This is a genomic window from Nocardia asiatica NBRC 100129 (assembly GCF_000308415.1).
In the GTDB taxonomy this organism is placed as follows: Bacteria; Actinomycetota; Actinomycetes; order Mycobacteriales; family Mycobacteriaceae; genus Nocardia; species Nocardia asiatica.
The window spans coordinates 1-13,365 of the sequence record NZ_BAFS01000414.1 but is presented as its reverse complement, the minus strand read 5'-3'; the positions used below and the strand labels follow the sequence as shown (position 1 = coordinate 13,365).

15 protein-coding genes are annotated in these 13,365 nt (G+C 65.6%); 6 read left to right on the top strand and 9 right to left on the bottom strand.

Going from position 1 to position 13,365, the window contains the following annotated elements; genetic code table 11:
- The 3 genes from ON27_RS31115 to ON27_RS31105 form a co-directional block, all read right to left on the bottom strand.
- A partial coding sequence (locus ON27_RS31115; protein ID WP_373282804.1) for a hypothetical protein occupies positions 1 to 504 on the bottom strand: 504 nt, incomplete at its 3' end.
- A gap of 74 nt (positions 505 to 578) precedes the next feature.
- Positions 579 to 1,304, bottom strand: coding sequence for a DUF8176 domain-containing protein (locus tag ON27_RS40205; protein ID WP_138456829.1), 726 nt, complete (start codon positions 1,302 to 1,304; stop codon positions 579 to 581).
- A 20-nt stretch (positions 1,305 to 1,324) separates the two neighbouring features.
- Entirely contained in the window at positions 1,325 to 1,825 is a 501-nt protein-coding gene (locus tag ON27_RS31105) for a hypothetical protein (RefSeq protein ID WP_138456828.1), read from the bottom strand.
- A 514-nt stretch (positions 1,826 to 2,339) separates the two neighbouring features.
- Between ON27_RS31105 and ON27_RS31100 the strand changes: the two genes are divergently transcribed.
- From ON27_RS31100 to ON27_RS40200, 4 genes are all read left to right on the top strand, one after another.
- The gene (locus tag ON27_RS31100; RefSeq protein WP_043735745.1) at positions 2,340 to 2,672 is read left to right on the top strand and encodes a hypothetical protein; all 333 of its coding nucleotides are present in this window, start codon (positions 2,340 to 2,342) and stop codon (positions 2,670 to 2,672) included.
- A 157-nt stretch (positions 2,673 to 2,829) separates the two neighbouring features.
- Positions 2,830 to 3,462: a hypothetical protein gene (locus ON27_RS31095; RefSeq protein WP_138456827.1), complete on the top strand. Its 633-nt coding sequence runs from the start codon at positions 2,830 to 2,832 to the stop codon at positions 3,460 to 3,462.
- 165 nt (positions 3,463 to 3,627) lie between these two features.
- Positions 3,628 to 4,296, top strand: a complete 669-nt coding sequence (locus ON27_RS31090) for a class I SAM-dependent methyltransferase (RefSeq protein WP_043735756.1) — start codon at positions 3,628 to 3,630, stop codon at positions 4,294 to 4,296.
- 91 nt (positions 4,297 to 4,387) lie between these two features.
- Positions 4,388 to 5,695 (top strand): DUF2130 domain-containing protein, encoded by a 1,308-nt coding sequence (locus ON27_RS40200; protein WP_054814853.1) that lies wholly within the window; start codon positions 4,388 to 4,390, stop codon positions 5,693 to 5,695.
- Positions 5,696 to 5,765: 70 nt separating this feature from the next.
- Here the strand turns inward: ON27_RS40200 and ON27_RS31080 are convergent, their stop codons facing one another.
- The 6 genes from ON27_RS31080 to ON27_RS31055 all read right to left on the bottom strand — a co-directional run bounded on the left by ON27_RS31080 (position 5,766) and on the right by ON27_RS31055 (position 11,940).
- Positions 5,766 to 7,199, bottom strand: a complete 1,434-nt coding sequence (locus ON27_RS31080) for a cytochrome P450 (RefSeq protein WP_086007582.1) — start codon at positions 7,197 to 7,199, stop codon at positions 5,766 to 5,768.
- 5 nt (positions 7,200 to 7,204) lie between these two features.
- Positions 7,205 to 8,413: an MAB_1171c family putative transporter gene (locus ON27_RS31075; protein ID WP_043735742.1), complete on the bottom strand. Its 1,209-nt coding sequence runs from the start codon at positions 8,411 to 8,413 to the stop codon at positions 7,205 to 7,207.
- Positions 8,410 to 8,916 (bottom strand): hypothetical protein, encoded by a 507-nt coding sequence (locus tag ON27_RS31070; protein WP_043735740.1) that lies wholly within the window; start codon positions 8,914 to 8,916, stop codon positions 8,410 to 8,412. The genes ON27_RS31075 and ON27_RS31070 overlap by 4 nt, the downstream gene beginning before the upstream one ends.
- A 90-nt stretch (positions 8,917 to 9,006) precedes the next feature.
- Positions 9,007 to 9,453, bottom strand: coding sequence for a hypothetical protein (locus ON27_RS31065; RefSeq protein ID WP_138456826.1), 447 nt, complete (start codon positions 9,451 to 9,453; stop codon positions 9,007 to 9,009).
- Positions 9,454 to 9,601: 148 nt separating this feature from the next.
- A complete protein-coding gene (locus tag ON27_RS31060) occupies positions 9,602 to 10,690 on the bottom strand; it encodes a GAF domain-containing protein (protein ID WP_043735737.1) in 1,089 nt (362 codons plus the stop codon).
- 89 nt (positions 10,691 to 10,779) lie between these two features.
- Positions 10,780 to 11,940 (bottom strand): cytochrome P450 family protein, encoded by a 1,161-nt coding sequence (locus ON27_RS31055; RefSeq protein WP_138456824.1) that lies wholly within the window; start codon positions 11,938 to 11,940, stop codon positions 10,780 to 10,782.
- A 34-nt stretch (positions 11,941 to 11,974) separates the two neighbouring features.
- Between ON27_RS31055 and ON27_RS31050 the strand changes: the two genes are divergently transcribed.
- Positions 11,975 to 12,580: a GNAT family N-acetyltransferase gene (locus ON27_RS31050; protein ID WP_232110912.1), complete on the top strand. Its 606-nt coding sequence runs from the start codon at positions 11,975 to 11,977 to the stop codon at positions 12,578 to 12,580.
- A gap of 360 nt (positions 12,581 to 12,940) precedes the next feature.
- Complete coding sequence (locus ON27_RS43380) at positions 12,941 to 13,297, top strand: hypothetical protein (protein ID WP_068049976.1); 357 nt, start codon at positions 12,941 to 12,943, stop codon at positions 13,295 to 13,297.
- Positions 13,298 to 13,365 lie beyond the last annotated feature (68 nt).

Below are 13,365 nucleotides of genomic sequence, written 5' to 3'. Positions count from 1 at the left end.
GGTGACCTCGCGGACGCGCCGGCCGGCGCGGACGGGGTCGGCGAGGTCGCCACGGACCACGACGATCAGAACGTCGGCGCCAGCGGCGATCGGAGTGGCGGGCGAGGCCGGATCGGCGAGACCGCAGTCGGCGATGACCACCAGATCTGCCAGCCTTGGGACTGCGGCGGCGGGCATGCTCACCGGGGCCGTCAGCGTCGCTGCCATGGCATCGGCACTTGGAGGTGCGGCGAGGAACGGCACACCCGAACCCAGCGTCTGGACGTGCTCCCACAACTGTGTCGAAACCGGAGAATCTCCTGGTGACTGGGTGGTGGCAGCGGCAAGGCTGGCCAGTCCGCGGTGCGGGTCGGCGTCGGCGAGTCGCGCGAGTCGTCCCCCGGCAGGATCCGCCTCCACCACGACAGCGGGTTTCGTGCCCGGCCATGCGTTGGCGAGGGCGACCGCGGTAGTAGTCACTCCGGTGTGAGGATTCAGTCCGGTGAGTGCGATCAGCACGGTCACCGCCCCCTTTGGTTGTTGGTCGCCGATCCAATCGTCACGTTGGGTCGACGATGGGGTACAGGGATGGGGCCCGGCTACTCGGACACGATCGCGGTGATCACCGAGTGCCGGTCGAGTTGTGTGGTGGAGATCCGTTGCCGCCACACCCGTGGTGCCGCACCGGGCGGGGTGTCGGTGATCTCGACCGCGTACAAGCCGGGGTTCAACCGGCGGATCCGGGCACAGTAGGTGGTGCCCAGCGGCGCCGAGTCGATGCCGGCCTGGATGGTGGCGGCATCCGATATCGCGGCGTCGGCCGCGACGACTTCGCGAGCGAGTACGCCGTCGCGGGCGTGGTAGTAGGCGGCCTCGAACGCAGCAATTGCCGCTGCGCCGGTGGCCGGCCGTAGGGGGCGAGGCCCGGCTACGGCTTCGGTGGCCTCGATGGTTTCGGGACCACAAGCGGCGGTGCTCCCGGTGACGGTGAGTGCGTGTTCGAGGCCACCGGGAGAAAGCGAAAGCGCGACGGTGAGAGACATCGGCACGTCAACACCGTGGTCTACGCCGTCGATGCCGGAGATGAGCATGGTTGCCACCACCACGGTGGCAGCGACCACAGCGAGCATCACCACGCCGCCCAGGACGGCTCGCGCCCTACCCGGCCCGCCGGTGCGGTACTCGGAAGTCAGCCAGCGTCGATCTTCCGCGGTATCGGGTGCACCGGCGGAGGCCAGCCATTCGGCTATTTCGGTCGGCGGCGGCCCGTCGAGCACGATCTGCCGGTCATCGTTCGACTCGTCCTGGGGGTCGATTCTTCTCATCACCGATGCACCCCGCTTGGTCAGCCGAGCGCCGGCGGCCATTGCGCCAGCACGTCGTTGAGCACCTGCGCGGCCTGGGACTCGACCGTCTCGACCACGTCGGCGACAGGTTCGCTGACCACCACCGCCGTCACCTCTTCGACGATCGGCTGGGGTACCGCGGCCTCGACCTCCGCGACCACCACCGGGAGCGGCACAGGCTCAGTGCCGACACCTAGCGCAGCATCCACATCAGGGTCCGCCAGCCCAGCCTGATCCAAGACCTCGGCGGCCTCGGCGACCACGATGTCGTTCCAGTCGCGTTCCCGTTGCGCGACCTCGGATGACATCCCCTCTGGCCGCGGCACACTCACCCCACCGAAATGCAGCGAATCCTCGCCCACCACCGACGCCTGCACCTCGGCGTAACCGTCGCTGGTGCCCGGCTGCGGGTATACCTCGACCACTGGCTGCGCGGGTTCCACAGCCACCTGCGGCTCGATCGCCACCTGCGGCTCATAGCCCATTTCGGGCCGGGACACCGACGGGGGCTCCGACCACACGTGGGGTTCAGGAACTATCCGGGGCTCGGGAACGGCCTCCGGCTCGGGCAGGACCTGGGGTGCCGGTGAGATCGGGGCCGGCATCTGAGCGGGCGCCGGGGTATCGGTCTTCTCATCGGGAGTCGACCGGTCCGGCCCGACAGGAATGGTCCTGGTCCGCGGTTCCGGAACCACGGGGCCTACGACGCCCGCTTGTCCTGGCCGGGGGTCCGAGATCACTCCCGGCTGACCCACTGGACCCGCATGCGCAACCGGTGCTGCGAACACCGCCGCCGCCAACGGGACAAGCGCGGCCATCGCTAGACGATGCCCTGCACAGGCTCCGAATCCAGGTAGCCACCGATGCCTCCGAGACGAGTGCACCACCGGTCCGGTCGCCCCGATGACCCCACCGACCGCAGGACCGCGCAACGAGGTCCACAACGCCCCTGGATGCAAGGCGCAGGCGTGTACCACACGAACATCGACGCCTTGCCCGTCGAGGTAGTCGACAATGACCTCAGCACGGCCGATCACCGGGTCGGCCAACCGCGACGGCGCGACGACAACCACCACCGCAGCGTCGACCCCGTCCGGTCGGCACGCTGGAATGTCCTGGTCGAGCCGGAACACCGCCTCGCAACTCACCACTCGCCTGCCGCGCATCCAGATCACCCAGATCCCCACGGAGGAGCTACGGCCCCCTCCGGCAGCACGCGCTGCCGCCACCACCGCCGCGCCGGACACCGCAGCATCCGAACGGCTGTTCATCGATGTAGTCATGACTTACCTCGCTCTCTGCGTCGGTCACGACCCCGGGGCGGCCCCTCCTCCCACCAAGTCGTGAGATACACCACCCAAACTATGCACGTATCTCGAACTTTTCAAGAATAAAACAGTAACTTTTCTCTGGATGCCGAGGGATTTGGCTCCTGATGGCGACTTTTCCGAACTTTACGGGTACAGTTCTGCTCATGGGAGCCCACGACGAGTTCTTCGCCCGGATGGTGCGCGAGCGGCGTCAGCAGCTGGGCAATCTGACGATGCCGGAGGTGCACCAGCGCGGCGGACCAGCGGTCCCTGCCCAGCAGCGGGCCGACCGTTGCGAGCTGTCGGCCAATGTGCGGCCGAGTACCTTCGCCAAGTTCGACACCGGCCTCGGATGGCAGGAGGGCTCAGCGCGGGCCGCCTACTACGACCGTCGGCCACCGGTGCCGGTCGAGTCCGACACTCCCGCGTTCGAGCCAGGCGCATCCAGCATCAGCCTCAGCCTCGAACAGCTCCTGCCACTACTGGATGCCCAACGGTTTCTCCGAACCGCCCCCATCGCCGAGCTGCCGAACGCGATCGGCAAGCTCGATGATGCCATCAGCGGCATTGTCGGCCCGTTCGTCACGAGCGTCCTCGAAGCCAACCGTGGCACCCAAGTCCATCCGCTCGTCGAGATCGCCTTCGGCGAATCTCTCGCCGCGCCGGTTTCCCCAGATGACCCCGACGCCACGGAAAAGCTGTACCGGCGCTGGCTCATCGGACGGGCGGAAGATCTCGACGATGCCCTGCAGCAAGCATTCGAACAGCGCTTCCAGAAACGCAACCAGGACGCTGCGACCACATCTCGCGCGGTCGCTCCGAACTGAACGCCGGGCCTCACCCTGATAGGCCCGAAATGGCTGCGGTTCTGGCGAAATCCACAACACCCTGGGCACCGGGGTAGGCGTGTGCAAAGCTGTGTCCCGGGACTGACAACGAGCAGACAATACGGGGTGGTGATGGGCGGTTCCCACAATGACACCGGGTCGCCGGTGTCCGGCGATGCAGTCCGCAGGGCGGCGGCACCGTACTGCCTGCCGTTTCTGGCCATCTACGACATCTGGGTGATCCGGCTGAGCAACCGATTCGGGTGGCGGTGCCCCGCGGACACCATGCTCGCCCCATATCACCGCCACGCCGGCCGCCGCCACCTCGAAGTCGGACCCGGTTCAGGCTGGTATCCAGCCCACACCCGATTCCCCGACGACGCCGAGATCACGCTGACGGATCTGAACCGAACCTCCCTCGCCTACGCCGCCCGTCGACTGCGCAAGGCAGGACACACCGTGCACGAAACCGTCGCCAGTGTTCTCGAGCCAGTGCCCGCCCCGGCCGGAGCGGGTTACGACTCGATCGGCATCAACTTCGTTTTACACTGTGTCCCTGGCGATTTCACCGCGAAGGGTATTGCGTTCAGCCACCTTGCCCGGGTGCTCGCGGATGACGGCACGCTGTTCGGCTCCACCATCCTCGGAGACCACACACCGCACACCGGGTTCGGCCGGCTTCTCACCACCACCTACCGGCGCGTCGGCGCCTTCAACAACCGCCACGACACCCGGGCGGACCTCGCCGCAGCACTCGACGCGGCCTTCGGCGAGTATCACCTGACCGACATCGGAGACGTCACCCTGTTCACCGCCTCACAACCGCGTCGATAACCGCTCAGCGGTCGATCCGGAGCTGCCATCCTGGTGGACGGGCTCGGCTACCACGAGGTGCAGCGCGAGCACGAGCGGGGAGGAGCTCGAGATGGACGTGGCGTGGGATGTGCGGCGGCAGGTGATCGTCGAGGCCGCTGAACTCGCCTACCACCAGGGGCCGGACTTGGGCCCGTTCGAGTGTCTTGGTTGCTTCCAGCCGGCAGCAATCTGTCCACGGTGCGGCGCAGAGCTCGGCTCTGCCTTTATCGAACAGCTCGCAGCACCGCAGGTCGCCAGAGTGCGCCTCGAACTGGAACAGGATTTCGCTGCCCGAGAGAAAGCCATGGAGAACGACGTCCTGACACGGGTCCGCGCCGGGATGCGAAACGAGGTCAATCGGCTGCGGAACCAAGCGCAGCGAAGTAGCGAAACCGCGGCAACGGAGAAGCAGCGGGCTCAGGCCGCGACGGTCGCTCTGGCCGAGGCTCAGGAACAACTCGAGCAGATGCAGGCCGAGCAGTCGCGGATGCGAGATCAGATCGCTCGCAGTGAACGCAAACGGGCGCAGCAGGAGGCCGAACGGAAGTATCGTCCGGTGATTCTGGAGTACCAGAACCGGGAGAAGCGGGCGCTGGACCAGCTTGCTCTGGCTGAGAGCAAGATTTCGCCGGGGCCACCACCACAGCCGACGGGAGTCGCCTACCAGCACGCATTCGCTGAGGAACTGCAGCGCCGCTACCCCGAAGATGAGATTTCGGTGATTCGGAACGGTCAGAAGGGCGGTGATGTCCTCCAGATCGTGCGTGTCGACGGCCGAAGCTGGGGATCTATTTTGTGGGAGTGCAAGAGAACCAAGCACTTCAGCTCGGCGTGGATTCCTAAGCTTGTCCGTGATGTTGATCGTGATCACGCCGGTCTCGGAGTGCTCGTGAGCGCGTCGATGCCGGCCACGGTGGATGGTGTGGCAATCCGCGACGGCATCCTCCTGTGTGCCGCCGACCTGGCAACGTACATGTCCATTCCGTTGCGGCAGGCGGTGATCGACAACAAACGTCACGCGATTGCGGGCAAGGCCCGTCGTGGGCGTGCCGACCGGTTGCTCGAATACGTCGACCGGGGCGGGTTCTTCGCCCACCTGCAGCGGATCGTCCAAGACGCGCGCGAAACCCTGGCGACCGGGGCCAAGCTGCGAAATCAAGTACACGCTGCTCTCGCCAAGCTGGACCAGCACCAGCAGGACGTGCTCGACCGAATGTTCACCATGTTCGGCGAGCTCGACGCAGCCGGCGTCGCCGTCCCACCCGCTCTGCACTCAGAACATGTGACCGACCATCGGTCGGCCTCTCCCAACGGTGCACGAAAGGAGGGCCCGTCGACCCGACACCCGACATCGACGGCCTCCCGGACTCGAAACTGAATCCGGCGATATCTACTTGCTGAGACAGGTGGCCTGGACGGCGGGCACGCTTGATCGCAGGGTCGGCCGGTTAATGCGTCGTCAGATCCGTGCGGCGGTCGACTCGTACCCGCAGTCCGGCTGGTTTGAGGGTGATCTGCTCTGCGACGTCGAGGGTGTAGTCACCGTCGATGTGGATCTCGTACTGGTGGAGGACGTGGGCGAGAGTGAGCAGGACTTCGTGATTGGCGAATTGGCGGCCGATGCAGGCGCGGTGCCCGACCCCGAACGGCCTGTATACGCGACGGCGGTCCAGCTCACGCTGCCGCTGAGGGGCCCATCGGTCCGGGTCGAAACGTTCTGCGTCCGGACCCCAGGTTTCCGGGTCGCGGTGCGCATACCAGGTGAGCACGAATACCCAATCGCCTTGCTGGAAGCGGTATTTGCCGTCACCGATCGTGACCTCATGGCGCGCCTCGCGGAAATAACCGGGCGCGACCGGCCACAACCGCAACGTTTCATCGACCACCCGCCGCAGATACCGCAGCTTCGCGACGTCCTCGTAGCTGGTTATCGGCCGGTCGCGCCCCGGGAAATGGTCGTCGACCTCGGCGCGCGCTCGTGCCGCGACCTCGGGATTCTTCGCCAGCTCGTAGAGCGCGAAGGCCAGTGCGCCCGCGCTGGTCTCGTGGCCAGCGACCAGGAACGTCAGGATCTGGTTGCGGATATTGGTGGCATCGAGATGCTCGCCGGTGTCAGGGTCGGTGGTGGTGAGCATGCGGTCGAGCAAATCGTCGTGCTGGCCGACGGTGCCACTGGTCCGGCGTGCGGCGATCACGTCGTCGACGGTTCGGTGCATAAAGGCGATGTCGCGGCGATGCTGCCCGGCGGCGCGCCGTCCCAGGGTGTTCTGCAACAGCGGGGGGAGGTTGGCGTTGCGGTTGATGTAAGTCAGGCCGCGCAGCATGGCTTCGACGAAGGGGTGCGCTTGGCCGGGGGTGTAGGAGAACGAATCGAACGAGTAGCCGAACCCGGTGCGGGCGATGATTTCCAGGGTGAGCCGGTTCATTTCCTCCGCGATGTCGGCGATGTGGTGCGTGTCGCCCCAGGTGTCGAGCAATTCACCGATGGTGGCGGCCATCGTCTGGTGGTAGGAACGCATTGCTGTTTGGGTGAAGGCTGGCGCGAGGATGTTGTGTGCTGCCGACCAGGCCGGTTCGTCGTTGCGGGCGGTGAACAGTCCGTCCCGGGCGACTCGGCGCAGCTTGCGCAGGGGCACTCCGAGGTGCTTGGTCCAGTGGTGTTCGTCGTTGATTTCCGCGATGAGGTCGGCGCCGGAGACCACGATCATCGGCCAATTGGTGATGCGCCGCTCGAAGATCGGCCCCAGCCTTCGGGCATCCCGCCGCGATGTCTGGGTGGGTTTGGCCACGTTCATGGTGAACAGGTCACCGACGACAGGCAGCCTCCACCTCGGATGCGGCAATACTGCCGCCTCGTCCCTGCCGGTCCGGGGCGGACTCATCGCCATCACATCGTGCTCCTACTGGTCGAAGGTGTCGCGCACCGAGTGCTCAAGGGCGTTTCGATCGAGGCGATATGTCGGGCTGTCGGCCACACACCGGCCAGGTCCAGCAGTTCGTTCAGGTCGGTGGTCAAGTCTCGCGGACCGAGCCGAACCGGTTGGAGCCCGGGGCTGGGCTCGTCCTGCGGTGCTCGCCCGGCGTTCTTCTGGTCGATCGCCGCGAGAATTGCCACTGCATAGGACAGCATGCCCTCACGGTCAGGGCCGGCCGGGTATCTGGCTGTGGTGTAAGGCTTGAGGTGCAGGAGAGCGTCGCGGATCTCGACGATCATCCGGTGAAGCCGCAGCGCCGGTTCCACCCCGCCGCCATCTCCTGGTGGGGCGAGCACGATCTCGGGGACACTGGCGGTCAGGTCGCGCCACACGGGCTGCAGGCGGCGGCAATAGCGGCTGGTCCGGTCGTGTCCGGTTCTTATGAGGATTGTGCTCACCAACGGCACTGCTACTGCAGCAGACGCGACAACATTGGCCAAGAAAAAGGTCCAGCCTTTGCTGCTCATATCCGGGTCCGCAGACGGTTGGTTCTGCACGACGGCGAACCCGGTCTGGAATGGAATTGCGAGCGAACTGAGCCCGAGTCCGGCGGCGAGAACAAGTACACCCAGGTACAGCACACGCTCGCGCAGGAACGCGTCGCTGCGCAACTCGCGGAAGCTGATGCGGGCGATTACCCATGCGGTGATTCCGAGCGGCAGATAGAACGCCACCCACGCGATCACCGCCGGCCAGCCCAATGCCTCGTCGATCAGCTGATCGGCACGGCGCGCGGGGGTGCCGGCGATCAGGATCACCGCGGACGCCGAGAGGGCGACGAGGTCATAAACGCGCTGTCGACGCCAGGTATCTGCAGGGTCCGCTCCGTCCCACAATTTCGCAATGCCATAGATATAGGAGACCGATACCAGGATTGCCCCGAACGAAGCTTGGCGGCACAGCTGCACCATCTCGGCATCACCGACGAACCACACGAGGCGCGCGGCCAGGTCTTCGGCCCACGCTTCCCGCATCAGTAGTCCCGCAATCGCTGCCAGCAGAGCCCGGTTGATCAGCCGATCGACGACCTTGTCGCCCAGCAGCCACCACCGTCCGGCGGTGATCGCGGTGACAGCGAACAGCACGGGCCAGGCCAGTAGGCCGGGAATCGGCGAGGTCATCGGTGCCGCCCGAGGAAGAAGGTGGATCGGAACGGCGAGGGTCGTCGCCGCGGCAAGGTCGCCTCGACCATCACCAACCCGGCGAATGATTCGGCAGCCTGTTCGCGGGCGGTCCCATAGTCCCGGCGCCAGAGAACGCTGCGGATCGACGCCGGATCCAGTAAGGGCATCAATGTCTGCAACGGCAGTACATCACCGTCGGGCTCCGGAGTGGACGAGCCATGTCCCAGGAGCATGTGCCCGATCTCGTGGGCGATGATGTGTCCAGCGTGCCATTCGGTTTCGGCCCCGACCATGATGATGTCGTCGTACTCCCGAGCGATCCACAACCCGCTACCGGTCCCGCACCCGGCTCCCGACAACGCATTCGCGTCGATGGGGCACACCGTGATCGGCCGTTGCCGATACTCCGCGACCCGCTTCACGTACTCGTTCGGATCCCACGGCCATGGCACCGGCACGATCCGTGCGGTCTCCTGGACATGTACTGCCGTGTCGTTCATTGCTATTCATCCCTCCCGGTGGCGTCGCGTGTGCGGCGATCTCCTTCGCATTCGGCGTTGTGTCGGTAAAGCACGGCCCGGTCCCTCTGGTCAGGCTGCGCTGTGGTCTGGAGGCGCGAGCCTGGACAGCTCGCGAGTCAAAGCGGTGATATCGATGTCGTTGCCGCGCAACGCCATATGCCTGACGCCGGCATCGCGTGCCGCCGATAGCAACCGCAACTGGCGGTCGACGGGGCGAGCCTCGTCAGAGGTACCGGTGAGATACACCGGCAGGACGTGGAAGTGCTGGGCAATGGCCTGCAGCACCGTGGGGTCGACTCCACCGCTCGTGCTGCCGGTCCGCAGCGCGATGATTTCCTCGGCAAGTATGGTCTCGCCGACGATGGCGCTGACACTGCGAGCGACATCTGCCGGGTCTTGCTCGGGTTCCGTGCGAGGGTGGAACGTGCTGAACAGCCGGTTCACCCTCGTCGGCAACTCGATGATCTCGTCGGCCATTGTGGCTGACTGCCGTTGATCAATGGGCGAGCTTTTCATCGGTACCCTCCCTGGTTGCCTGGATGAGACCACGCTCGGTCCGCAGGACTCGAGCGCTCATCCGGCGTCCGTCAGAGACTGGTACCGGGAATCAGAACTTCGCCATCATAACAAACGCCTATCCGAGGTGGTAGGTGTTCACATTCCGTCAGCTCGGGAGCGGGTCCGGCTGTTCTGGATCGTCAAGCCCGGGATGCCCTGCATCTGTGGGGGCCACCGGGTCGGGTTCGTCGGAGTGCCCTGTCACCCGCAGTTGCAGCACGGCAAGCGCGGGACCCGCGTCAGAGGTTCCGACTATGGCACCGGAGCCGTCAACGACAACCCATCCACCCCCGCGGCGCCTCAACCGCACATCGTGCACTTCAGCGGATTCGGCTTTGCCGGTGAACACGTCGGCGGCGGCGGCGAAGATGCGTTTCACGTCGTCAGGGTGTGGGGTGTCGCGTTGGTCGACCTGCCCTTTCCACTGGACGTCGGGTAGCGGATCGGTGATCCAGCGGATCAACCGCATCTTGGCGATGTCGACCAGCACCATATGGACCTGCGATATGCGCGGTATCGCGGCCAGTGCCGCTGCCTCCAAGCTCATCCCGGCCATCGGAGTCGAGGTTTCGAACAGCAGTCCACGCCACTTCGCTGGAGGCTGTGGGGGCGTGCCAGCGGCCATGACGACATGACCCGGCCTGTTGTTCTTGCCGACTGTTACGGTGACCGCACCGCTCCAGCTGTCACCCGGTTGTGACGACAGCAGCGCCCTGATCAGTGAAAGCCCGTCTGCTGGTTCGACGAAGCGGAAGATTTCTGGTGCCGTGAGTTGCGAGCGCGGCGTCCCGCCGGTCAGCGCCGCCGGAAATTCCGCGAGCCGCAGGTGGGAGTCCCAGGTGAACGCGAAGGCCGACACCGGCCGCTGCTGTGGTTGGGTCCCATCGGGACCCAACCACACATGCGCGCCGTGGAGCGCATTGTCCGGCCCGATCACCGGCACGAGACGGGCGCTGACCGTGTGACCGTTGCGCAGGACGCGATGCGTGGCCGCCGCTTCGGGATGCGACCGCATGTCGGCGATCAGCGCTTCCAGCCATTGTGCAGCCTCGTGCCCTGGGGCTTTGCCGATTCCCAGCTGGTCGGTGACGGCTCGCTCGAAGGAGGTTCGATCTCGGGCTTCGTGATCGCGCGCAACGACGGTGAGCCGACCCGGCTCCAAGGTTTCGATGAGCGTCCATCCGCTTTTCGGCATCGCGTCGATCTCCGAGGTCGCTGATCCTTCCTGGTTGAATCTTTCAACGATCTTAGAACAGCGCGCCGCAACGGTGCTCGAACCGCAGGTCACGCGGTGGATACGGAAAGTTCCGCGAGGGCATAGGTGAGCCACGACGGCCGCAACAGATACTGCTCGCGCGGCTTGACCGGTTTCAGTACCGGGTACTTCTCCAAGACCGCGCGGGCGACATGGACGGCTTGCATCTCCGCCAAGGCGGCACCGATACAGAAATGTCGACCGTGTCCGAATACCAGGTCGTGACGTTCCCGCCGGGCGGGGTCGAGATGAGCCGACCGCAGGGACAAGATCACGGTGTGTCCTCGGGGGATTCGGATTCCGTTGACATCGATGTCGGTCAGCGGGAACCGGCGCAGCGCATAGTTCACCGGCGCCACGGCACCCATCACCTTGCGCACCAGCCGGGCGAACTCCGGCGGTGACCCCAGTAACTCGCGCGCCTCCTCGCAGCGGTACCGGACCAGTTCATCCAGCACCGCAGACGTCAGCGAGGTGACGTTCTCGAATCCGCCGATGATCACGGCAAACGCCAAACTGATCAACTCGTCCTCACTGAGACGGTCCTGCCCGTCGCGGGCTGAGAGCCAGCGCGAGAGCAGATCATCGCCAGGATCGCGCCTCTTGTCGTCGATCACCCCGGCCACCAGCATCAACATCGTCCCCATCGCACCCTGCACCGCCGCGCCGTGCGTCGATGTGTCGATCAAGAACAGAGGCCGGGCCGCTGCACGGAAGGCATCGAGCTTGTCGGCGGGCAACCCGAGCAAGGTGCCGATCACCTGCGGCGGCAACGGCTCGCACAGCCCGCCCATCAAGTCGATATCGCCAGTCGCCGGCAATGCGTCGACCAACTCCGTCACGGCAGCCCGCACCACCTGTTCCTGTGAGGCGTGATGTGCGGGCGCGAACGCCTCGGCCGCCAGTTTCCGTACACGTCGATGCTGCTCCCCATCGATATTGAGCAGGTTCGCCTCCAATGCCGCGGGCAGGTTCTGGCCTCGGAAGCCGGTGGTGGAGTCGGCCTTGGCCGCCGACATCCGGGGATCGGCCAGTAGTGTGGTCACCGCGTCCCATCCGGTGACCACCCACACCGGTGACCCGTCCGGTAGCTCGGCCTCGTGCACACCGGGTTCACTGGTTCTGAGATCCTCGTGAAGTTCGTCGACCGCATGAATTCCCGCCGTGAACGGGCACCGCCCCATCTTCATACCCATCAGTGTGCCAACCCATCAGGAGTCCGCCGTGCCGATCACCACCCGTGCCGCCACCACCGCGGACATCACCGACTGCGCCCAGGTACTCGCCGACGCCTTCCGCGACGACCCGCTCATGAGCGCGATCTGGCCCAACCCGCAGCAGCGCCACCGCGCCCTGCCCAGGTACTTCACCGCCTCCCTGCGCCACTTCCACCTCCCCGGCGGAGGAGTTCGCGTCGCCACCGACCCCGACGGAGTCATCCGCTCAGTCGCCGTCTGGGACCCACCCGCCCGATGGGACCAACCCGTCAGCACCACCCTGCGTGCCGCACCCGACCTTCTGCCCGCCCTCACCAGCCGCACATTCGCTGCGATCACCGTCCGGCGCACCCTCGATCGACACCACCCCCACCAGCCCGAACATTGGTACCTAGCCAACATCGGAACCTCACCCGCACACCAAGGGCACGGCTACGCGACACGCCTGATCACCGATCGCCTGACATCGGCTCCCGCCACCCCTGCCTACCTCGTATGCACCCGGGAAGACAACACCCCCTACTACCAGCGACTGGGGTTCGCGACCACTGAAAGCTTCCATCTACCAGTAGGTGCCAGGCCCACCATGTGGGCCATGACCATCAACATGTGAAGCCGCCAGCCCCGGAATCGGGGCGAGAAGACAACTAGCCAGCCGGAGAAGCCGATTGCCCGATGCGAGGCGCCGGGCTGATATCGAGCGCCTCGAGCCTGGCCACGCCTACGGTTGCCGCTCAAGGCCGCAACCATCACACAGCCCTGCGGACCCGCGCCGAGGTGTGCTTCGATCGCCGCGACGCAGGGCCTCCGGGCATGCCACTACGTCGAATCCGGCCGTTCCACCGGCCGTCGGTGGAGTGGTTTACGGGGGTTGGTGTGTCCAATCCGGGGCCGAAAACGAGGAGTTACCCGTAGAGGCCGCCTCGGCACCGCCTTGGTGCCGGTGGACAGATCTGGACACTGGAGGACCACCGTGAACCGACCCGACCCCCATATCGGAGTGAACCTGCCATCGGGGCACGACCCGATCGACTCGTCGACCGAAGCCGCTGTCGAGCCCGTGCCTGCGGAAACCGATGAGCCACGCCCGGATAAGCATCCGGCCGGTCGGGTCGAACATCGGGATAGCCAGGCGAAGCCACGGGCGCAGCGCGTTTCTGTACGTGACACCCGCCGAGACCCGCCCGATACCCGCAAGCTTGCCCGCCTGCTGTCCAGCCTCTTGACCACGGCAGAAGAGTCACGCAATGAAGACGCGGCACAACCTCCGAAGAATTCATCAATCCTGGATGAAACTACAGAATTCAACTCCAACAAAAAGGCCGCCTGAAATCCCCCGATTCACAAATTTGATAGATCTCGAATTAACGACCACAGAATTAAGGACCACAAGGAATA